Source organism: Nitrosomonas sp. Nm84 (assembly GCF_003201565.1).
Classification (GTDB): Bacteria; Pseudomonadota; Gammaproteobacteria; order Burkholderiales; family Nitrosomonadaceae; genus Nitrosomonas.
The window spans coordinates 61614-85505 of record NZ_QJJP01000015.1; the positions used below are offsets into that span (position 1 = coordinate 61614).

Genomic DNA, 23892 nt, shown 5'->3' on the forward strand with positions numbered 1-23892 from the left:
CTATTTGGAAAATTATCTAATGCTTCCGCTTTACTTAAAAATTGACATTAAAAATAAATAGAAGTTTCAAATGTCAATTCTTATCCCGGCACCATGCAATGTGTACCGGGAATTTTTCCAACAGATCATTCAATTTTTTTCACTTACGACTTCAGCAACAACAACTCGTTGAGTCTCTTTACAAAAGCTGCCGGATCCTCAAGCTGACCGCCTTCAGCCAGCAAAGCCTGATCAAATAAGATATGACTCCAGTCTTCAAAATTGTCCGCCTCTGTTTTTAATCGTTGCACCATCGGGTGATGTGGATTGATCTCTAGAATTGGCTTAGCATGCGGCACCTTTTGCCCTGCCGATTTCAACAGCCTCTCCAGATTACCTCCCATCTCATAGGTATCGGCAACAAGACAAGCTGGAGATTCTGTTAGACGAAAAGTAATACGCACATCTTTTACTTGCTCGCCCAGCGCGACTTTCATTTTTTCTGTCAATTCCTGATAAGCGCTGGTTTCTTTCTCACGTTCTTCTTTCTCAGCCTCATCTTCCAGATTACCCAGATCCAAGCCGCCTTTAGCGACAGATTGCAGTGATTTTCCTTCAAACTCGGTTAAGTTACTCACCAACCACTCATCCACGCGATCTGCTAACAAGAGTACTTCGATACCCTTCTTACGGAAAACTTCCAGATGAGGACTGTTTTTTGCCGCTTTCAGATTATCTGCTGTCACAAAGTAAATCTTTTCTTGTCCTTCTTTCATGCGCTGCACATACGTTTCTAACGAGACTGTTGGCTCGTCGGTATCACTTTGAGTGGTCACGAAACGTAACAGCTTGGCAATACGTTCACGATTTGCATAATCTTCGCCAACACCTTCCTTAAGAACTTGGCCGAACTCTCGATAAAAAGTACTAAACTTCTCTTTACCTTCATCATCTTCGTTCTTGGATAAATCCTCTACTAATCCCAGAACCTTCTTGACCACACCTGCTCTGATCGTGTCGATATCTTTAGATTCCTGCAATATTTCGCGCGACACATTCAAAGGCAGGCTATTCGAATCAATCACGCCACGGACAAAACGCAAATAATTAGGCAGCAGTTTTTCAACATCATCCATGATGAAAACCCGTTGCACATATAACTTAATACCGTGGCGACGCTCACGATCAAACAAATCAAAAGGTGCCCGCGATGGAATATAAAGCAACTGAGTGTATTCCTGTTTCCCTTCCACCCGTGCATGCAGATAAGCAAGCGGCGGTTCAAAATCATGCGCTACGTGTTTATAAAATTCATGATATTGCTCAACGGTAATTTCATTTTTTGGGCGCGCCCATAAAGCACTTGCCTGATTGATTGTTTCATCTTCATCAGTGATTTTGTTTTTCTTCTCTTCCTGCGACCATTCTTCCTTTTTCATCACGATAGGCAGCGTAATGTGATCGGAATACTTGCGAATAATGTTACGGATTCTCATGCCATTGAGAAACTCATCCTCATCCTCGCGCAGATGCAGGATCACTTCAGTACCACGTGTCGCTTTCTCTATGGTTTCCAGTGTGTAATCACCTTCACCACTGGATTCCCAGCGGACTCCATGCTCAGCGGTCAAACCGGCGCGCCTGGTATTTAAAGTCACCTTGTCGGCAATGATAAATGCCGAATAAAATCCGACACCGAATTGACCGATTAAATGAGCATCTTTGGCTTGATCGCCGGTTAACGAATTAAAGAACTCCCGAGTACCCGATTTGGCGATAGTTCCAATATGATCAATCACTTCTTGCCGAGACATACCAATACCGTTATCGGAAATAGTGATAGTCCGTTCATTGCTATCGTAGCTCACGCAGATCTTGAGATCGGAGTCGGATTCATACAATGCTGCATCCGTGAGACCTTCAAAACGAAGTTTATCCGCAGCATCAGAGGCATTCGAAATTAATTCACGCAGAAAGATTTCCTTATTACTGTATAAGGAATGAATCATCAGCTTTAATAGCTGTTTTGCTTCAGTTTGAAAACTTAGATGTTCTTTGGTTGTTTCTGCTTGCACATTTGCCTCCTTAAGAAATTTGCTTATTTATCTGGGGATCATGCAGAAAAATTCAAGTCAATTTGTCAGTGAATTATTTACTTCAAATAAAGATACTAATATCCATATAACTTCCAATAAATAACACGATCTTAATCACGCCTGAAAATCTTTATTGAGGGATGCTCAAGAGGTACGTAATTTGCCAGAATTGCAACTATTCACAGTAACTTCCGGTGAATGAAACAAGGACCGAATAAGCAAGAACGCAAGCCTGTTGATGATATTTTCTACCTGTGGTCGGAACAGCAGTACAGATTAAAATCTTCGCAGGATTCGACATCAGTTGTTGTTTTCATTGAGGGATCAATTGGTATCGATTAAGGTTCCACAAGCATCCAATCTACCGCATGGTTATCGAGAAAGATAGTTTTCCAAGAACCACTGCTTAACAAAAACTTTAACTTACAATATGCTAAAAATATTAATCCAATTCGGAGAGACGATATAAAATGAAACCACACAATATCTTTTCAAATATCCCTCATCGCTTAGATAAAGAATTATTTCAGTGTCTGCTCAAACACGACACGATAACCATTGAAAGAATCATCTCAAAAGGCCATAGATCCGCTGAGTCCGATTGGTACGATCAAGAAGAAAATGAGTGGGTTATGGTATTAAAAGGAAAAGCCATATTGTCCTTTGAAGATCAATCGTCAATACAGCTCAACGAGGGAGATTTCATTAATATCCCCTCTCATAAAAAACACAGAGTTGCATGGACGGATCCGGATAACGAAACAATTTGGCTTGCTGTGCATTACTGATGAGCATTTCCGACTGAAATTAATCATCAGAATAATCCATGTAAATTCGAATACGCCCAAATAACATAATCATTGCGCTCAATAACGCTTACTTACATTTGCTTGCAGATAGTTGAGGAAACTGACGTTTACCAGCAAGTGTTATTTAGCCGCCGGCTTACCGTATTTTTGGCGGAATTTCTCGACTCTACCCGCAGTATCTACGATCTTCTGTTTACCGGTATAAAATGGATGACAAAGTGAACATACTTCAATATTCAATGCCTTGTTCATGGTAGAACGTGTTTTGAAAACGTTGCCGCAACTGCAAGTTACTGTTATTTCCTGGTAGTCTGGATGAATGTCTACTTTCATTGCCAATATCCTCAATTATTCCATCCCCAAGGGGGGTCATTAAAAAGCGATGTATTATCCTTTAATGCGCGTATCGGTGCAACTACGAAAACCTATGCTTAAACTCGTCTCATCGAATCAAAAAAATCAGAATTACTCTTTGTTGCCTTGATCTTATCCAGCAAGAACGCCATTGCGTCCATATCATCCATGGGGTGCAGCAATTTACGCAATACCCAGATTTTCTGCAGAACATCTGGAGGAATTAATAATTCTTCTCGCCGCGTACCTGATCGATTGACATTAATAGCCGGATAAATACGCTTCTCAGCCATCTTCCGATCAAGATGGATTTCCATATTACCGGTACCCTTGAATTCTTCATAAATCACATCATCCATGCGCGATCCTGTATCAATCAACGCAGTCGCAATAATGGTCAGTGATCCACCTTCCTCGACATTACGCGCAGCACCGAAGAAACGTTTAGGACGTTGCAACGCGCTAGCATCCACACCACCGGTCAACACCTTACCCGAAGCAGGCACCACCGTATTGTAAGCGCGCGCCAACCGCGTGATTGAGTCAAGCAATATGACAACATCTTTCTTGTGCTCCACCAAGCGCTTGGCCTTCTCAATAACCATATCGGCCACTTGCACATGCCGCATGGCCGACTCATCAAACGTGGAAGAAATCACTTCCCCCCTGACCGAGCGAATCATCTCTGTGACCTCTTCAGGACGCTCATCAATTAACAGCACCATCAGAATCACATCGGGATAATTAGCCGCGATGGCATGTGCAATATGCTGCAGCATAACGGTTTTACCTGATTTGGGGCTGGCAACTAGCAAACCACGCTGACCTTTGCCGATAGGCGCGATCAAATCGACAATACGGCTGGTGATATTCTCTTCTGCTTTAATGTCACGCTCAAGCACCAATCGTTCGTCAGGAAATAATGGCGTCAAATTCTCAAACAGAATTTTTTGCTTGGAATTTTCCGGAGGTTCATTATTAACTTTATCAACTTTTACCAGTGCAAAATAACGCTCACCATCTTTGGGAGGACGAATTTCACCGTCTATTGAGTCCCCTGTATGCAAATTAAAGCGCCTGATCTGGCTTGGCGAAATATAAATATCATCCGGTCCAGCCAAATACGATGTATCCGGAGAACGTAAAAAGCCAAAACCATCCTGCAATACTTCCAGTGTCCCATGGCCATAAATATTTTCACCCTTACGCGCCTGATTCTTAAGTAATGCAAAAATTAAATCCTGCTTTCGCATTCGATTGGCACCGTCAATTTCGTTCTCGACGGCCATTTTTACTAATTCAGTGACATGTAAGTTTTTAAGATCAGATAAGCGCATGAAAAGGCTCGTGAAAAAATAATACTTTTAAGTGAAAATAATGATGCTGGAAGGAAAGTTGTTACAGATGGGATAATTAAAATAGATATGTGGTCTTTACAATTTTTATATGGCCCACAAATTCATATTCGTAAGACTAGCGGGTTTAAATATGGCTGTCAATAAATGCCGTTAATTGTGATTTTGATAATGCACCCACTTTGGTCGCTTCGATGTTACCATTCTTAAATAGCATCAATGTCGGGATACCGCGAATACCATATTTCGGTGGTGTAATCTGATTTTCATCAATATTCAGTTTAGCCACCTTCAGACGTCCGCCATACTCGCCTGCAATCTCATCGAGTATCGGTGCTATCATTTTACAAGGACCACACCACTCCGCCCAGTAATCAACGAGTACGGGGATTGTAGATTGCAACACTTCCGCTTCAAAATTGGCATCAGTAACGTAATGAATATGCTGGCTCATATAATCCTCATTCAAATTATTCAGTTTTAAGATGTAACCCCAACGTTTTATTTCTAAGACTAATTAACGGGGTATTTATTGGGAATAAAGTTCAATAGAAAGGTATAAATACTACTGGCTTAATATGCTATAGAAAAAAGAACCAAAAGGGAAGTATATCCCGTCAACAAAGTATCATGGAACAATCATCAAGCACAGTTAGCAAACACATCGCCATTAAAAACCATCACGATAGCGTTTCACTGAATGCCACAACATGGTCAACCTCAAGCCTGATGCCTATTTTCTCACCGATCGTATGATTATGGTGACTGGGCACGAGTGACAGCACTTGCGCTCCACTGGCAAGATGCAACGTATATAGAATCTCCGCACCACGAAATGCCTTGTGAACAACAGTCGCTCGCAAAGGACTGGTATCATCATGCACAATATCATCGGGACGCAACAGCACATCCACCTTGCAACCTTTGCCAGATTGCTCACAATCCGACGCATATCGCTGCAAAATCTTACCTCTTAACACGCCCAATTCGATTTCAATCTGTTGATCGTTGATTATTTGACCTGGAAGAAACACACCTTGGCCAATAAAGTCTGCAACAAAACGATTAGCCGGGCAATGATAGAGATTAAAAGCGGTATCCCATTGCTGAATCTCACCCTGATGCATGACACCGATCTCATCGGCAACAGCAAATGCTTCAGCCTGATCATGCGTCACCAGAATAGCGGTAGTTCCCTGGTCTTTCAGAATCTCACGCACTTCCATGCTTAAACGTTCACGCAAACTAACATCCAGATTGGAGAAAGGCTCATCCAGCAACAGCAATTCCGGTTTCGGTGCCAGCGCGCGCGCAAGTGCCACACGTTGTTGTTGCCCGCCTGACAATTCATGCGGATACTTTCCGGCTACTTCGGACAAATGCACCACATGCAGCAATTCATCGACACGCCGCTCGCGCTCCGTTCTAGCCAGTCGATGCAGGCCAAAACCGATATTGGCAGCGACATCAAGGTGCGGAAATAACGCGTAGTCCTGAAAAACCATGCCCACCTGCCGTTGCTCCGGTGGCACAAAGAAATTTGCGCTACTCACACACACACCATTGAGCAAGATTTCTCCTGCCGACACCGACTCAAAACCGGCAATACACCGTAATGCGGTTGTCTTACCGCAACCACTTGGCCCCAGCAAACAGCCAATCTGCCCTTGCTGCAATTGCAGAGACAAATCACGAATAACGACTTGCTCGCCATACGCTTGCCGGACATTGTTAAGTTGCAATAACACTGGACTCATTAATCTATTTTTCAGTTTGGCGCATGAACAATATAATCGGTATCAAACCGGCCAACACAAGCGTCACTGCAGGCAAAGCCGCCTGTTCCCATTGCCCTTCCGAAGTCATTTCAAAAATCCGCACAGCCAGCGTATCCCAGCCAAAAGGACGTGTCATCAATGTAATGGGCATTTCCTTCATGACATCAACAAACACCAAGGTCGCCGCGGTAAAAATACCCGGTTTCAGTATCGGAATATGTACTTTCCGGATCATCGCCCAACCATGCAACCCTAAACTCATCGCCGCTTCATCAATGCTATGGGTAATGCGTTGCATCGCACCATCGATGGGATAATGACTGACCGCCATAAAGCGTATCAAATAGGCGATCAGCATGATCATCAGCGTGCCTTGAATCAACTGTCCTGTTTCAATCCGGAACCAGCGCAGGATTAACTCGCTGAGTTGCCCATCCAACCAAACAAGCGGCACATACACGCCAATCGCCAGCACCGCACCGGGTAATGCATAGCCAATGGTTGCGGTACGTACTGCAGTGCGCGTGGCAGGGCCGGGATAACGTCGCGCCGCATAAACCATGGCAATCACAACTAGGCAAGTCAGCACAGCAGCCAAGCCGGACAATGATAACGAATGCCACAGAAACTCCAGGTAGCGGGCAACATCATAGTCATGTGCAAACGATTGTATCGACCAAACACTTAATTGCGTAACCGGCAGCAAAAATGCAAAAAACAAGACACTGAGCACAAAACCGGTAACCAGCCAATTATGCCAGCCTGTCAGTTGAATGCGTTGTGCTCGTGCGCTTCTTTTATTTTCAGCATAGCGCATACGTGCCCTGAATTGTTGCTCCACAACAATCACGACAAAAACAATCATAATCAGCAAGGAAGCAAGCTGAGAAGCTGCATGCAGGGAAAACATGCTGAACCACGCTTTGTAAATAGCCGTCGTAAACGTATTGTAGTTAAACACCGCCACAGTGCCGAAATCCGCCAGCGTTTCCATCAGCACCAGCATGATGCCTCCGGCTATCCAGGGACGCGCCATGGGCAACACCACTTTGAAAAAACCTTGTCGGCGATTTAGCCCGAGCGATTGCGCTACTTCCAACGAGCGTTTACCCTGACTCAAAAAGGCATTACGCGCCAGCAAATACACATAGGGATAAAAAGCCAACGACATGACAATGATGACGCCCGCCCTACCTCGTATATCCGGAAACCAGGATAAATCGGAATCCAACCATGCACGCAATGCAGTCTGTAGCGGGCCGGTAAAATCAAATAGGCCCAATGCAACAAAGGCCGTCACGTAGGCGGGTATCGCCAGAGGCAATAGCAGCGCCCAGGAAAAAAAGCGGCGTCCGGGGAATTCATACACTGCTGTGAACCAAGCTAGACTGATGCCCAGTAATGCAGTGCCAGTGACGGTTCCAAATGCGAGCCAGAACGTATTGATCAACAAAAGAGGCAACGTGGTTTCAACCAGATGTTGCCAGATGTCACTGGCAGGCACAAAAAATGATGAAACGATCACACCAACAGGTGCTAACACCAATGCAGCAGCTATAAAAGGAACCAACCGCCACATGGTCATGACGTGATATGGATTTAACCGGCCGGACAAATTGGTTACAGGGGTTTTATTTTCCACCACCCCGCGCGTTGCATTGTCCTGTGCACTCACCCCGCCTAATTACCGATAACCTGCGCGATCCATCAATTTCACGGCAGTCGTCTGCAGCTCACCGGCCTTGACCAAATTCATCGGGTTTTGCTTAAAGCCGCCCCACGATGCGACAAACGGATCCGCGGCAATTTTTGGATTAACCGGATATTCCATATTCACATCTGCAAACAGATTCTGCGCTTTGTCGGACGATAAAAATTCCAGTAACTTAATGGCGGCTTGTTCATTGCGGCCATGACGCGTAACGCCGGCACCTGAAATATTCACATGCACGCCACCGTCATCTTGATTTGGCCAGAAAACCGCCAACGGTAAATTCGGATCCTTTTTCATTAGCCGACCGTAGTAATAGGTATTCACCAAGGTCACATCACATTTACCGGCAGCAACAAATTCCAGTGCCCTGGTGTCATCCGACAATGGATCGGTTGCCAGATTCGCTACCCAGCCTTTGACAATCTTTTCAGTCTCAGCTTCGCCATGCTCGGCAATCATCATGGCCACCAGAGATTGGTTATACACTTTCTTTGAGGTACGCAAACATAGACGATTACGCCATTTAGGATCCGCCAGGTCTTCATATGTCGAGAGCTCCGCAGGCTTTACTTTTTTAGTGTTATAAATCAATGTACGTGCACGTATCGACAAACCAAACCATTCATTTTTAGGATCCCGTAAATGTGCCGGAATATTGTTCTGAAGCACATCGGATTGTACAGGTTTCAGCAATCCCGCTTGCGCAGCCGCCCAGAGATTACCGGCATCCGCGGTTATCAACATATCAGCCGGCGTATTTTTCCCTTCTGCTTCCAATCGAGCCAGCAATGCACCTTCATTGTCCGTGGTATATTTCACTTTGATTCCGGTTTCCCTGGTAAAAGCATCAAACATGGGCTTAATGAGCTGCTCAATCCGTGCAGAATAAACGACCACTTCTTCAGCATGCAGCGAGTGACTAGCAAACAAAGAAAAACAGCAGAAAACCATCACAAAAAAATAATTTAAGTTAAATCGACGCATTGCAAAATTCCACGAAGAAAGTTCAAGAATTGGATTGATTACTGATGGCTACTATATTATGGATAAGAATAATTATCAATTAAATGATCATAGTCATTTTTCAATCACTCAGAGGTCATAAATCCAAATCTTTACGTCCTATTAACGGCAACTTGATCGCCGGCGGATCCAGATCAACACCAAAAGAAAGTCCGAGAAAATTGAACTCAATTCCTTCCACCGCACTGACCAGCACCCCCATCAAACCAAACACTGAAATCTGGAAGCCGCTACCACTCGGTGCTTGTGAAACCAACCGATAACCCAGGTAATCCTTGCCGATCGCTGTTGGCGGCAAATCGAGCTGAAGCTCCGGAACAGCCCGTGACACCCACGCAGTAAACGTATTGGAATTCGGCCCCGGCCAGATCGTATAATTCCTGGCATATGGATAGCTCCTTGCCGCCTGATCAATTTTTTCAATCAATGCGTCCACACCATCACCCCGTTTCTCCAGTAGAATCTCCGGAACATTGCCATACCAGCGCCTATCAGGTACGTTTTCATAAATCACTAGCACCGGCATTTTCCTGCGCTGTAACCATCCGATCACTTCATAGATAGTATAGGACTGCGCTCGGGAGGGTTTCACCGCAATCCAGGTATGAATTCCCAAGTAGCCGCGCCAGCCATAAGCGCGCGCACCATACACTTGAACGACCGCTTCCGGGGTTGTCGCAGGATCCGGTGCCAATCCAACCGGTTCACGACTTGCATTCCACCAATATTGTGCCTGCGCCTGACCCGGAATGACCGACAGCACGATGAAATTCAATAAAAACAACAGGAAAATTGCCGGCAAAAAACGATTCACTTATTTACTCAATGGATAATCGGTTAAAACAGAATTGCACAATATCATATTCAAGAAAGTTATCTCGGCATATGAGGAATTCGGTGTGTATTGCTACCATGCTATCGTTCTGCGCGTTTACCCAGCATCTCCGGCAGATTCCGCAAGAATCGCCCGGCACCAGCCATCTGGCGGCGCAGCATCACCCAGTCTTCGGCGCGTTTCCTTGCGTCCAGACAGCGCATCAGACGCACTCTAAGCGCCTCTTCCTGATGATCTAATATGGCCGCCCACAACGTATCATCCACATTATAAACTTTACCATCCAACAAGCAGACAGGAATGACCCGCTCTACCGGCACCGCAAGATCAGCGGCGATAGCCCGCACCGCGGCATTGATGTTAACTGCCTTACTATTCTGTTGATCAGTCAAGTCATAGGGAGGCTGCCATTCATTAACCGGGCGCAATCGATCAATATGACTGGCCACGATCAGCAAAGGTGGCGGATGGCGGTCCATTCTTGCCGCCTGGAACGCGCGCAAGGCATCCAAACAATCCCGTTCGATCTGCCGGTCAGGGCGGTTAACCGGGCTAACCCATAAAACCAAATCGGCATTCCCAGCCGCTGTCAGCATTTGCTGGCTGTCAAACAATGGACTATCGCACCCGGGGCTATCGAATATCAGTACCTGGGCTAATCCTTCGCGTGACAAAACAAACGGTTTAAGTGCTCGGGTTGTGTCAGGCAACACATCGGCGGTCGTCGCAAGTTCTCCAAACAACGCATTGACCAAGCTGGATTTTCCCGCATTGGATCGTCCAAGGATGAGGATACGTAATGGCTCCACAACTGCCCTTGCCGTTTCCTCAACTTGGGTAAGATCCGCCTTGGATAGCGGTGTTGGCGATGCCGTAGGCTCTCCATCACCTAATGGCAAACGACCGCTATACAGGTCAATGGCGTAATAACCCACCTTGCACACATACGCACGCAAAAACCAACGATGCAATTCATTTCTAGCCTCATCAAAACTGCGCGCACGCAGATACCGCCACGCTTCGCTAAGCAAGGTATTGATCGGATTAAAAATAATACTGCCCGCCCGATAAATATTGACTATTTGCTCTGCCTTGGTCTTCCAGCGTTGCATGCGGAACAGATCGCCGATGGTCAGACGATTGCTGAATGGTATTTTTTCAGCGACATCCTGGCGCAGATCACGGCTCGCGCGTTCGATAATCAGCAGCGTATGCGGCACAGTCAGTTCGAGCAACGGTTTCTCTACATTCGGGTGATAACAATGCGCAACGGTTTCCAACGCTTTCTGCCCCAGTTCCAGCATCCATGTCCCATCCTCGAGTGGCCAATCCTCCGGACTACATGTTACTGCCAATGCTTCAACTTTCTGCCACACCACATCCGCGCTCGGCGGCCAATCCGGATTGGGTTCGGTAGCCGCATCCGCTAACAATCGACGCTCACGCCGCACCAACCACTGCTGCAAGCCATACCCCAAAACACCACATAGCACCATGGCGATCAGCCAAACCTGTAGATTTCCACTCTGCCATAGCCATATCACACCAAAGCCAAGCAATGCCAGTACGGGTAGCACCATCAGGATGAAAACCAATAATCGCAATGGATCAAAACGTGGCAGCGGTGTTTTCATTCGAACTTACCCTGTAAACGATCTTTGAGTATGGATGCGCCGCGTTCCAGTTCCTCTGCATAAATCCGGCGCAGCGCTTCAGGATCGACATTCAAACCATCCTTGCGCCGGGCAAAGAAGTAGATCGCAGCCTTGCCCAATGCATACGTAGTAGCACCACTGGAACTGGCGCTCCATACTGCTCCGACAGTCTGCCCCCAGAAAGGAATCACTTTGACCACAGCACGGCTCAGCAACCGGGCAAGATACCCGGAGGCAATTCCCGCTCCCGCCAGCCCGAGAAACTCTGTCATGGTGCTTTTATCCCAGCGCTGTCCATACAACAACGCCAAACTATGCAACAATTTTGCCTGAACCGCCGATACCGCGACCAGATCCACCACTGGCAAAGCGCCCAGTCCTGCTGCTACGAGCGCATACCCCACGATATGCTGGTGCGCGGCACGCGCATATAGGTCATGCACCTCTTTATCGCCACTGAGCTGGTGCTGCAAGCCCAACGGCAACAGTAATTCAATCGCCTGCCACAAGGCTTCCAAGCCATAATTCGGCGGCTCAAACCCATCCTCAGGCAATGTCAAATCGACCGCCACCCAGCGTATCGATGCAGTACCGGGCAGTTGTTTCAGGGCACTGCGCTGTGCCTGTATGGCGCGACGCAAATCAACCGGAACCGTTTCCGGCAATGGATCGCTATCATAGGGCCACGGATGCACATGCCCGCATTCACCGGGATAAAGTTCATGCAAACCAGTTTGCACGATCAATACGGACCATTCGGGATGACGCCGGCGAATGGTATGCAGCACGTCAAATACCGCAGCCTGATTGATATCAGCCACCTTCATCACAGCAACCAGCAAATGCGCCTGAGACTCGCAATAGTGAATATCGTCATCAGGATCATACGAAACTTCGCCCAACCCGCGCGTATCCAGAAACCTGATAACCGGTACCTCAGCAGGAAAATCATAAAAACGGGAACTGCGAGTACACGGCTGAAAACCGTTACCAATTTCGGCCGCTTCGCTACCGGTCAGCGCTCTGATAATTGATGTCTTACCAGCCTGCGTCTTGCCCAGCAACCATAATACCGGTACCGGCATCTTGGTACGCGCTTCGTGCAAAGATGCCTCCAGTAGTGCCTTATCGACTGTTGGTTCCAGCAACGCAATCCGGAGTTGCTCCCAGTTGTCCGTCCAGTTTTTCAGATCGCTTAGTTTCATCATTCTGTTAATTCACCCATGATCCTGAAAAATCTTCTTCGCCAGATCTTTCCGATATCAATAAATTGACCGATCAATCATATGTTCACATTATTTCCACCCTGGCAAACCGGTTGAATTCACTCGAGACCCGGTTTGGCATTATAACTTGAATGAACTTAGAAGCCTGTCATGTAGACGCATCTTGCCTTGCGCCCCAAAATACACACTGCGCTTACTCAATCGAGGCTTCCAAGCTACCAACATGACTATGCAAACCTACAACCGTAGGAATATTCTCCATGAAATGTTGGTATTTTTGACCAATAACTGAAGATTTGTTATTTTGATAATCCATATTGTAAAAGAGGTTGATTACTTTTTGGCTTACCAATCCGATAAGCACGCAAAACCCAATAGAAACCATGTCCTCATTAAAAATCCAGATACCAAACGACCGAAGCGATCGAATCATAATCGGCAATCGTACAGCCTAGAAATTGATAAATAATGCGCACTTATGTTGTAACAATACAACAAACAAGCAACACCCGTATATCTCCTGCGATTATCTAAGCTACGCCCATGGGTTTCATAAGAGTCACACATTATTTGAATAACTCTCTTTCAGGCATAATTGATGAAGAAATCCGACTATCTCCTTGACATCATAGAACACAGCGGACTTCTTGTTTACATCAAGGATGATCAAGGTAAGTTTTTATTTGTCAATAAAAAATTCGAAGTAATTTTTGATGTTCATCGCAACGATATTTTAGGCAAAACCAGTACTGAGCTTTTTCTTAAGAATACTGCTGCTATTCTGAATCGAAATGATCAGGCGGTGATGCAGTCTAAAAAAACGATTGAGTATGAGGATTATCTGGAACTTGCTCACGACCAACGCTATTTCGCGTGCTCCAAATTCCCTCTCCATAGCGCTTTCGGGCGAGAAACAACGATCTGTACCATATTGACTGATATCACTGAGTGCAAACACACTGAGACGACACTCAAGAACACCAAGATTCACTATCGTAATTTATTCGAAGAATCACATGATGCACAGTTAATTCTCGCTCCACCGACATGGGATTTCCAGATAGCCAATTCGGCAGCCGTCAAGATGTTCGGTTTATCCAAGACTTCGGATTTCACAACCTTAGAACTCAATCCCTGGAATATTTCACCGGAACGACAACCGAATGGCCTCCCTTCTTTGGATGCCACACTTGCCATGATTGAAATTGCGCTGCGCCAAGGATCGCACTATTTCGAATGGAAATACAAACGGACAAACGGTGAAGAATTCCCCTGCATGGTGCTGCTGACTCGCATGCAATCCGATCAACTGGATTACCTGCAATGTTCAATACGGGATATTACCGAACAAAAACAAATCGAGTCGGCTTTGCGACATAGTGAAGAACGCTTATCCTATGCCCTCCAAGCAGCCAACGATGGCCTCTGGGATTTTAATCTGGAAACACGGATCGCTTACTATTCGCCACGCTGGAAGGCAATGCTGGGTTACGGCCCGGATGAACTAACGCCTGACTTTGATACTTGGACAGTGTTAATGCACCCAGAGGACAAAGACAGAGCGCTGATGTTGTTCGATGATTATCTGGAAGGGCTCCTAGAGACATACAAAGCGGAATTTCGTATGCGCCACAAGGATGGTCACTGGGTTTACATCCTGTCACGCGGTATCCTGGCACGCGATAACCAAGGAACCCTCCTTTCGCCCCGGCGCATTATCGGCACGCACTTGGACATTACCGAACAGAAACAGAGCGAAGCACTACTGCGCGACAGCGAGAAGCGTTATCGCATCATCTTCGAATCCTCTCACGATGCCAAGATAGTTTGGTCACCCCGGGCAAGAAAATTTGTCGATAGCAATCCGGCCGCATTAAAAATCTTTGGTGTCTCAGACATCCAAACCTTTACATCCCTGGGGTTTTCCGATGTCTCACCGGAGCGACAGGGCGATGGAAGTCTGTCGTCAGACGAATCTGCGAAATACATCGAGGAAGCATTGCAAAATGGCTTCAGTTATTTCGAGTGGACACACCAGCGCCTGAATGGTGAACCTTTCTTCTCCACCGTCTTGCTAACACGGATGGAAATAACGGAAAAATTCTATATTCTCGCCACTGTACGTGACATTACCAAGCAAAAACTAATAGAGCGCAAACTGCATGAAAGCGAAGCGCTCTACCGTAAATTGTTCGAAAATTCACGTGACGCCATGATGATTATGTCAGCACGCACCAACAAGATTGTCGAGTGCAATCGAGCGGCGATCAAGATGCTGAAAGCATCCAACATTGATGAGATCAACGGTCTGACTCCCCTGCAATTCTCACCCGAGTATCAACCCGAAGGTTGCACATCGCAGGAAAAATTTGACCAAGTGCTCTGCGCCACCATGCGCGATGGTTTTCACTATTTTGATTGGACACATCGACGCCTGGATGGTGAAGAATGTCCTGCGGATGTATTGATATTTCCTGTAGAACTTGAAGGAGAACCATACCTTCAATGTGTTCATCGTGAAATCACCAAACAGAGGCGAGCGGAAAATGAGCTGCGCGATAGCGAAGCCAGATACCGCAGCTTGTTTGAAGAGTCTCGTGATGCGCAATTCATTCTGGCACCGCCGACATGGCAATTCACCATGGCCAATCAGGCGGCTGCAGAAATGTTTGGTTTGGCTAAAGAAACCGACTTCTCTGATTTAGGGTTGGATCCCGGCAGCATCTCACCCGAGCGACAACCCGGTGGACGCCTTTCCAGGGATGCTGCCATTGATGTCATTAAAACAGCCTTGCATCAAGGTTCACACTATTTCGAATGGCAACATCAGCGTATCAATGGAGAAGAATTCCCTTGCATGGTGCTGCTCACCCGTATGCAGTCCGATAATCAGATCTTTCTGCAAGGTAGTGTGCGCGACATCACGCGGCAAAAACAAGCTGAATTAGCCTTGCGGCATAGTGAAGAAACATTAAAACGCGCCCAAGCAGTCGCACACATCGGCAGCTGGAAATTCAACATCGCTACCAAGCAGTTTATCTGGTCTGCAGAAACCTATCGCATTCTCGGTATACCGATTGGCAAACCAGTCACCCAAAAAAGTTTTTATTCCCGCATCCATCCGGATGACTATCACCAGGTGCAGGATATGTGGAATTTAGCGCTCAAGGGCGACCCTTTCGATTGCCATCACCGTATCGTGGTTAAGCAGGAAGTTTTCTGGGTGCACCTGCGTGCTGAGATTCTATTTGCTGAAGACGGCTCTCCGCTTTCTGTGCTCGGCACCATCCAAGATATTACGAAAACCCATCAAATCAGTGAATCACTACGTCATAGCGAGGAGCGTCTGTCCTATGCGCTGCAAGCTGCCAGCGAAGGCCTGTGGGACTTCAATATCGAAACCAATGCGGTATATTATTCTCCGCGCTGGATGGAAATAGTGGGCTATCATCCCAACGAGTTGCCGCCAAGTCTTGACACGTGGTCAATGCTGGTGCATCCGGACGAAAAAGACAAAGCCCTGTCACAACTCAGCGATTATCTGGCAGGGCGTTCGAACAAATATGAGGCGGAGTTCCGCATGCGGCATAAGGATGGCCATTGGGTACACGTCCTGTCGCGCGGCATCCTGGCGCGCGACGACCAAGGAAACCCGCTTTCGCCCCAACGCGTGATCGGGACTCATCTGGAAATCACCGAACAAAAACAAGCGGAAAATCAACTGCGCGAGAGCGAAACCCGCTATCGCACACTGTTCGAAGGCTCTTATGATGCCATGATAATATTCAGGGCGAGTCCGCTACAATTAATCACTTGCAATTCCGCCGCGCTTGAAATGTTCGACATACCCGATTTAGAAACATTTGTTTCGCTGGGACCGCTGGATCTCGTCCCGGAAAGGCAGAGTGATCAGGCTCTATCACAGGATAAATTGCAGAAAATAGCCGAATTAGTCATGCATAATGGCTTTCACTATTTTGAATGGGCGCACAAACGTTTGCATGGAGACATCTTTCCGACAACAGTGATGCTAAGCCGCTCTGAAATCAATGGTGAATTATGTCTGCAAGCAACCGTACGCGATATTACCCAACAAAAGAATGCTGAAGAACAACTCAGATTAGCTGCCAGCGTGTTCGCTCATGCCCGTGAAGGCATCATGATCATGAATGCCGATTCCATTCTGATCGATGTCAATGCCGCTTTCACATATATTACCGGCTATGAACGCGATGAAGTCATTGGTAAAAAACCCAATATCCTAAAATCCGATCGGCACAATAGGGATTTCTACACAGAGATGTATCGATCCGCGAACAGCAAAGGACATTGGTACGGAGAAATCTGGAATCGCCGCAAGAATGGCGAACTATTTGCGGCATTGCTGAATATCAGTCAAATTTGCAGTGAAGATGGCGGGACGCGTCATCTCGTGGGGATTTTCACCGATATTACCTATATAAAAACCCATCAACGCGAACTTGAACATCTCGCGCATTACGATATTTTAACCGGCCTGCCGAATCGCGCGCTGCTGACCATACGACTGCAACAAGCCATGGCGCTCACAAAGCGCCTCAATAAATTCATTGCGGTGGTCTTTATTGATCTGGATGGCTTCAAAGCCATCAACGATCAATATGGCCATGAAGCCGGTGATAAACTATTGATCAACATTGCCAAAAACATGCAGGATTCATTCCGCAAAGTCGATACGCTGGCTCGTATCGGCGGCGATGAATTTATTGCGGTATTCCAGAACCTCAATACCAGAAACGACTGTGAACCATTCGTGCGACGTATTCTTGATTCGGTAACCAAGCCAATTGTCATTAATGATGAAACGCTCAATATCACCGCCAGTGTCGGCATCAGTCTTTATCCTCAAGACGAGGATGCCTCCCCCGATTTGTTACTGCGTCAAGCCGACCAAGCCATGTACGAAGCAAAACTCGCCGGGAAAAATCGTTTTCATTTTTTTGATTCCGCACACGACAAACTGATCCGCAGCCACAATCTCAATCTTGAACGCATTAAATTAGCTTTGGATCGGCAGGAATTCGTTCTCTATTATCAACCCAAGATCAATTTACGCACAGGACATGCTTTCGGCGTCGAAGCTCTGATCCGATGGCGACACCCGGAAAATGGATTACTGGCACCCGCATCATTTTTACCCGAACTTGAAAATCATCCACTCGACATTGAATTGGGTGAATGGGTCATCGAGACCGCACTGACACAAATCGAGACGTGGCAAACCATGGGTATCAACATGCAAATCAGCGTCAACGTCGGGGCACGCCAGCTACAACAACCCGACTTTTTTACCAAATTGTCCGCTTGTCTCGCAAACCACCCGCATGTTCAGCCGCAGCAGTTAGAGCTGGAGGTACTGGAAACCAGTGCCCTGGAAGACATCACTCATGTCACAAACATAATCGAATCCTGCAATGAAATTGGCGTTGGATTCGTGTTAGACGATTTTGGAACAGGCTATTCATCGCTCAGCTATCTTAAGCGACTACCCATTCGCTTGATCAAGATCGACCAAAGCTTTGTACGCGATATGCTCAAGGACAAAGAGGATCTGGCAATCATTAAAGGCGTATTGGATTTGGCCAGCATATTTCACCGCAATGTAGTTGCGGAGGGCATCGAAACTGCTCAGCAGCATCGTTTACTCATCAACCTTGGTTGCGAACTGGGGCAAGGATATGGCATTGCCAAACCGATGCCGGCAGAAGCATTCCCGGCATGGCTATCGACTTGGCGACCTAACCCTAGCTGGCTATCGGCACCCGTAGTTAGTCATGATAACCTCTCGCTACTATTTGCCAAGGTAGCGCATGACGCCGGACAGATACCCGATCTAGTCCATTTGCACGACAATCAATCGACACTCAGTCCAATCGAATTATCCGACTGCTTACTCAACCATTGGCTGGAAGGCGAAGGCCGACAGCGATTCGGCGACACTGCTTGGCACAAAGGTGTTGTGGCGCTACATCTTCACACACACACGCTAGCAGCCCAGTTGACTAAATCGCCTGCCGATATACAACATATCCACTACATCCATGCAGAAAAGCGACTAACAACCGAAATCGAAAAATTATTCTGCTCCGCGCCCATCAAGAAACATCCTTTCAGCTACTAAGGTATGCTGATTTTCACGAAATCCGAAGTTTCATAAAATGGAGGATGGAGATGGAATTACCGCGCGCACAATATAGTCAGGAATTTAGGAAGCAATCAGTTAAGTTCTTTAAAAAAGTGGATTAACTTTGATCGAAGCCTCAAAACGGCTGCCATTACCGAAAGGAACATTAAAGCATTGGATTTACGCTAACAAAAGAGGTGAGTTGGTAAATATCAGACTGATTGCTCATTCAGATCGCGGCAGCCAATACTGCGCGCATGATTACCAAGATCTATTACAACAATTTGGCATGATCGCTTCCATGAGTCGCAAGGGTAACTGCTATGACAATGCACCGATGGAAAGTTTCTGGTGAATACTTAAAACCGAGCTGATGCACCATCGGAGATTAAAACACGACAACAATCCATTCAGGAGATTACCGAATATATCGCAATCTTCTATAACCGACAGAGAAAACAGAAAAGGCTGGGCTATTTGTCGCCAGCACAATTTACGCAGCGATACTATGCAAATCTAGCCGCGGCTTAAACACATGGACTCCATTTTTGATAGCACACATATCAACATCCAAGCCCGAGAGTGGCGCTATCCGTTTACGATGAACCGGACATCTAATTGGTGAGTGAGCGAACAGACGCAAGTACTTAAAATCAGGATAATGCCTCTTTTAAATTAATGGAGAACTATTATGTATGAATTCATCATCGCTCAAACTACCCCTCCTACACCAATACCCCCAGAAATAATACCTCCTCAGGAAAGACCGCCGGAAATAATTCCTCCAGAATATGACCCATCTCCAGAAATTCCACCGCAACCAATTACTCCAGAGAGAATTCCTCCAGGCAGAGACCCAGAAAGACACATTCCTCAAAAATAGCGCTGAGTCCTATATTAATATCAACTCGCTTCGACGGGTTTTTTGCTTGCTTTTCCCAAATGTGTTCTAACATAACGACTTATAAGAAGGGATACCGGCAACGTACATGATCTGGAGCGCAGCTATTTTAGTTCGCGCTCAAGTCTCGATTTACCGGGCCATGATCGTGTACTTGAAGCTGTCGGGGTCCAGTTGATTCAATGCTTTTCCGCCGGTCTCCCCGTTCGGATACATGAAATACGCAAGCTTGGTTCGAGAATTCGGTAGAACAACATCGTGGGCAGTATTGTAGGCGAGCCAGTTCATTTCCCAGGCACCGAACAGCTTCTTGCGCATCGCCACGACTTTCGGATCGTTGATCGGCAAGTTGCCGGGCGGCTCTTCCAACACCACTTTGCGCACGTCGGCAGGATCGACCGGCACCCAGCCTATGCCTTGAGCGAAGAATTCAGCGCGACAATGCTGTCCCTTGCTCGCGTTGGTGCTGCCGATCCCGAGGCTCTTATAACCCAACTGCGAGGGTGCAATGCGTATCCCATAAATATCGCGAGCCGCCAAGCCGACCGATCGCGCCAAGCCGACGAACAAGGCATTGAGATCGCCGCATTTGCCGCCAAAATAGCGCGTCTCCAACATCGTCTTGATGTCGCCCCAGCCGCAACCTATGACCTTTGGATCGCGAAAAGTGTTGTCCACGACCCATTCATAGATCGCATGCGCCTTTTCGATATCTGTTCTAGCATACCGGGTGATGTCTTGTGCGGTCTCGCGTACGATGCCATCGGTCGGAATGAGCTCCGTCGACTCGGTGTAGAGCTTCATTTCGGCATGCGACAGGCTAAGTGCATTCGGATTCGATCCGGAGAAATCCACGGCACGGTCGCGTGTTGCGAAGCGGCTGATGACTTCGAGTACGGGGACTTTCTCGTGCTCTTGCCATTCCACATAGAGCATCTCCATACCGTATTTCGGCTCGGTAATGACGCTCATCTGTCCGTTTCCGATCCATGTGCTGCCCAGCGGCGTATGCCAGTCGGTCTTCGCCGTGTATGGTAACGGAACCCAGGCACGCGAAACACCGGAAGGATTGGCAATTTCCAGCTTTGTGACCAATTCAAAAGTGCGCCAGCCCTCACCTTGTGGCGTAGCGGTCGCATCGCGTACGGTCGGCAGCCCGGCAATGAATGGGGTTGCAAGGGCGGCTTGCAGAAAAGTGCGTCGTTTCATTTAATCTCTCCAGGTTGAATGCATCCGACCGGCGTTGAATCCGTGCTTGCGGCGTATTTGACGAAGTGGGATAAATTCCGTGTGCCTGCTCGATAGGATTTAATACGCTTGTTGTTGATATTGAAGGTATTCAATGACATCCTTTTTTGAACCTTTAAAACACGGAGTGATTTGTCGACGCGCAAGAGAATTCAGATAAAGCGGATCGTAATAATATTTTACAAGTTTCTCGATCCACACTTTGTTCGATAAAATCTCGTTCATATTCGAAAAATCCAGTTGTGCATTCTCCAAATCGTTCAACACTTCCTGAAACCTCATTCCTCCTAGTTTTCTGCTGATCATTTGCAATGAATGCTTGTATCTTTCAAACAGCTGCATAGCCTGGCCATGCAATGTTTCTGGTTTTTGCGATTGCCATTCTTTTCCTTGTTGCGCATGACCGATCACGGTGTTGAGCACATAATCCTCAAAAATATTGTCCACTCTTACTTCAAAAGGTTCATCAAGCCAGATGACTTCGGAAGATCTCATGCAGACAAAGAAATTGGCTGGCACGCAAATTTTTCCGATGCTTCGACTTTCATCCTCGACCAGCAACGGTACGTCAAATTGCGTTTGGTTTTCTAATTTCAGCAAATTCACTGCCAACCGATTTTCAAAATCAATCTGCGTCGGCTGAGGGATGGAGATTCCCCCAAAAGCAGATCCTCGATGCTGGGCAATGCCTTCCAAATCAACGCAGGGATAATTATTTCTTACTTCATGAATCAGCTTGGTTTTTCCGCTTCCCGTCGGCCCCGTAATAACCAGTAATTTCTTATTTTCGCTGAATGTATCAATAACATTCATTAAAAATGCACGCACTATTTTATAGCCGCCAACAATCAATGGTCTTTCAACGCCTGCCTCTTGTAGCCATTGTTGGGTAATCTGCGACCGCTTGCCACCGCGAAAACAATACAACACAGCCCGGGGATTTTCCTGCACAAACTTCAGCCACTGATCCAGACGATTCTGTTTCACAGAACCTGAAACAATCTGATAACCGAGATGAATTGCGGCCTCTTGACCCTGGTGCTTGTAAGTAGTCCCAACCAGCACGCGATCTTCATTATCCAGTATGGGCATGTTGACGGACCCAGGCAGAGAACCTTGCAGAAACTCGACCGGCGCGCGCACATCGATCAGCGGCGTTTCCGTTACGAATAATTCTTTAAATTCATCAATCCTGATATTTTGATTACTCAAAGATCACCGCTTTATCTTGACGAGGCAAAACCTCTCCAATAATTTCAGCAGATTTAAACTTACTGCGCAAAGCTTGAATCATGGCATGACTGGCTTCAGAGGAAACACTTAATAACAAGCCTCCGCTTGTCTGTGGATCATGAATTAAAAGCCTGTGAAGATTATCCAGATTTGAGGCATCGATGTTATGCTCGGTGTATTCCGCATTTGTCCTATGAGCCTTCGTCAAGAAAGAGTTTTCCAAACAGAAAAAGGTCTTAGTAAACCGCGGAAGCTTTTCTGCCTGAATGCTTAAAGTCACCTGGCTGGCATTGGCGAGTTGCATGGCATGACCGGAGAAACCAAAGCCTGTGATATCCGTCGCAGCGCGAACAGCTATTTGCAAATCCGCAGTCATGTAATCAATGATGTTATTGATGGTCGCCATACTCTGCAGGGCTTCTAGGATATCTTCTTCTTGAGACTGCTGTCTTTTTAAAGAAGCCGTCATGGTCCCTGTGCCCAGTGCTTTAGTGAGAATCAAATGATCTCCGGCTTGAGCCCCAGCATTGGTCCACACTTGACTGGGATTGACGAATCCGGTGACCGACAGGCCAAACTTCAAAGTATCATCATCAATAGAATGTCCACCGACGAAATTGGCTCCAGCCTCTGCGATCTTATCACTGGCTCCTTGCAGCACATCAACGATGATGTGTTCAGCCATGCTGGTCAAAGGAAATGCCAGAATCCCCATGGCGGTTATCGGTTTGCCGCCCATGGCATAAACATCGCTGAGCGCATTAGCGGCTGCAATTTCACCAAAAAGCTTCGGCGTGTCTACGATAGGCGTAAAAAAATCCAAAGTTTGAACCAAGGCGATCTCTTCATTGATTTTATAAATAGCAGCATCATCAAATAACCCACCATCCACCAACAAAGCTGGATGCGCTGGCGGAAATCTTACCTGCTGCAAAATTCGACGAAGCTCCGAGGCTGCAACTTTAGCGGCACAGCCCCCTTTTTGCACAGTCTGCGTCAATGCGATTTTTTCTGAATTCATGAATGCTGGCCTTGCCTCGATAATCCGTACATCTTAACACGCTTATTATGCGGTCTTTTTCAACTGTGCCACAAACCAGTTTTGCTCAAACTTCACTGAACTGATGTAATTCAATGTCGAATGCAGCCTTTCGTGGTTGTAGTAGTTAAGACAATGAATCACTTCAGCCATTGCTTGGCAATGTGTTTCAAACCACATGTCATCAATCTGCCCACCTTCAACAACCTCTACAGGCTTTCAATGGGAGTATTGATGCTCCTATGTCAAATAATTGTGATTGTTTTAGACAAACCAGCGAGAATCATCGGTATAGCTCACGAACAATGTAACGATCAGGCAACGTTGAGTTTCTTTATTTGACATTCCTTGTGCTATACGTCGCATCACAAAGACTCCTGCACAACCTTCCCTGTCAGTGCAATAACCGACTAAAATAAAGGTAATAGACTAGACGGTTGGGGCAAAAGATGCAGATGAGTTTTGGAACACTGGAACTGGCACA

Annotated in this window: 16 protein-coding genes and 1 pseudogene; 3 read left to right on the top strand and 14 right to left on the bottom strand. The window is 46.6% G+C overall.

What is annotated here, in order from left to right; genetic code table 11:
• Positions 1 to 143: 143 nt before the first annotated feature.
• A complete protein-coding gene (htpG, locus tag C8R34_RS09230) occupies positions 144 to 2054 on the bottom strand; it encodes a molecular chaperone HtpG (protein WP_110340063.1) in 1911 nt (636 codons plus the stop codon).
• Between the two features lie 491 nt (positions 2055 to 2545).
• Between htpG and C8R34_RS09235 the strand changes: the two genes are divergently transcribed.
• Positions 2546 to 2863: a cupin domain-containing protein gene (locus C8R34_RS09235; RefSeq protein WP_110340065.1), complete on the top strand. Its 318-nt coding sequence runs from the start codon at positions 2546 to 2548 to the stop codon at positions 2861 to 2863.
• A 141-nt stretch (positions 2864 to 3004) separates the two neighbouring features.
• Here the strand turns inward: C8R34_RS09235 and rpmE are convergent, their stop codons facing one another.
• From rpmE to C8R34_RS09280, 9 genes are all read right to left on the bottom strand, one after another.
• Positions 3005 to 3217 (bottom strand): 50S ribosomal protein L31, encoded by a 213-nt coding sequence (gene rpmE / locus C8R34_RS09240; RefSeq protein ID WP_110340067.1) that lies wholly within the window; start codon positions 3215 to 3217, stop codon positions 3005 to 3007.
• A gap of 98 nt (positions 3218 to 3315) precedes the next feature.
• The gene (gene rho / locus C8R34_RS09245; RefSeq protein WP_110340069.1) at positions 3316 to 4575 is read right to left on the bottom strand and encodes a transcription termination factor Rho; all 1260 of its coding nucleotides are present in this window, start codon (positions 4573 to 4575) and stop codon (positions 3316 to 3318) included.
• 145 nt (positions 4576 to 4720) lie between these two features.
• Entirely contained in the window at positions 4721 to 5047 is a 327-nt protein-coding gene (trxA, locus tag C8R34_RS09250) for a thioredoxin TrxA (RefSeq protein ID WP_110340071.1), read from the bottom strand.
• Between the two features lie 226 nt (positions 5048 to 5273).
• On the bottom strand, positions 5274 to 6350 hold the full coding sequence (locus C8R34_RS09255) for an ABC transporter ATP-binding protein (protein ID WP_110340073.1): 1077 nt from the start codon (positions 6348 to 6350) through the stop codon (positions 5274 to 5276).
• Positions 6351 to 6354: 4 nt separating this feature from the next.
• Entirely contained in the window at positions 6355 to 7956 is a 1602-nt protein-coding gene (locus C8R34_RS09260) for an iron ABC transporter permease (RefSeq protein ID WP_110340103.1), read from the bottom strand.
• 99 nt (positions 7957 to 8055) lie between these two features.
• Positions 8056 to 9069 (bottom strand): Fe(3+) ABC transporter substrate-binding protein, encoded by a 1014-nt coding sequence (locus C8R34_RS09265; protein ID WP_110340075.1) that lies wholly within the window; start codon positions 9067 to 9069, stop codon positions 8056 to 8058.
• Between the two features lie 115 nt (positions 9070 to 9184).
• Positions 9185 to 9922 carry a DUF3750 domain-containing protein gene (locus tag C8R34_RS09270; RefSeq protein WP_258364440.1) on the bottom strand — a complete coding sequence of 246 codons (738 nt, stop codon included), beginning with the start codon at positions 9920 to 9922 and terminating at the stop codon, positions 9185 to 9187.
• A gap of 101 nt (positions 9923 to 10023) precedes the next feature.
• A complete protein-coding gene (locus tag C8R34_RS09275) occupies positions 10024 to 11577 on the bottom strand; it encodes a GTPase family protein (protein WP_110340077.1) in 1554 nt (517 codons plus the stop codon).
• Entirely contained in the window at positions 11574 to 12806 is a 1233-nt protein-coding gene (locus C8R34_RS09280) for a YcjF family protein (protein ID WP_258364441.1), read from the bottom strand. The genes C8R34_RS09275 and C8R34_RS09280 overlap by 4 nt, the downstream gene beginning before the upstream one ends.
• A 616-nt stretch (positions 12807 to 13422) precedes the next feature.
• Between C8R34_RS09280 and C8R34_RS09290 the strand changes: the two genes are divergently transcribed.
• Positions 13423 to 18984 carry a PAS domain S-box protein gene (locus tag C8R34_RS09290; protein ID WP_110340081.1) on the top strand — a complete coding sequence of 1854 codons (5562 nt, stop codon included), beginning with the start codon at positions 13423 to 13425 and terminating at the stop codon, positions 18982 to 18984.
• A 220-nt stretch (positions 18985 to 19204) separates the two neighbouring features.
• Positions 19205 to 19518, top strand: a pseudogene (locus C8R34_RS09295) (IS3 family transposase); the annotation flags it as partial.
• 502 nt (positions 19519 to 20020) lie between these two features.
• Here the strand turns inward: C8R34_RS09295 and C8R34_RS09300 are convergent.
• From C8R34_RS09300 to C8R34_RS17365, 4 genes are all read right to left on the bottom strand, one after another.
• Positions 20021 to 21097 (bottom strand): transglutaminase family protein, encoded by a 1077-nt coding sequence (locus tag C8R34_RS09300; RefSeq protein ID WP_110340083.1) that lies wholly within the window; start codon positions 21095 to 21097, stop codon positions 20021 to 20023.
• Positions 21098 to 21196: 99 nt separating this feature from the next.
• On the bottom strand, positions 21197 to 22348 hold the full coding sequence (gene mnmH / locus C8R34_RS09305) for a tRNA 2-selenouridine(34) synthase MnmH (protein WP_110340085.1): 1152 nt from the start codon (positions 22346 to 22348) through the stop codon (positions 21197 to 21199).
• Positions 22341 to 23390, bottom strand: a complete 1050-nt coding sequence (selD, locus tag C8R34_RS09310) for a selenide, water dikinase SelD (RefSeq protein WP_110340087.1) — start codon at positions 23388 to 23390, stop codon at positions 22341 to 22343. The genes mnmH and selD overlap by 8 nt, the downstream gene beginning before the upstream one ends.
• Before the next feature lie 45 nt (positions 23391 to 23435).
• The gene (locus C8R34_RS17365; RefSeq protein ID WP_375342118.1) at positions 23436 to 23588 is read right to left on the bottom strand and encodes an IS3 family transposase; all 153 of its coding nucleotides are present in this window, start codon (positions 23586 to 23588) and stop codon (positions 23436 to 23438) included.
• Positions 23589 to 23892: the final 304 nt, after the last annotated feature.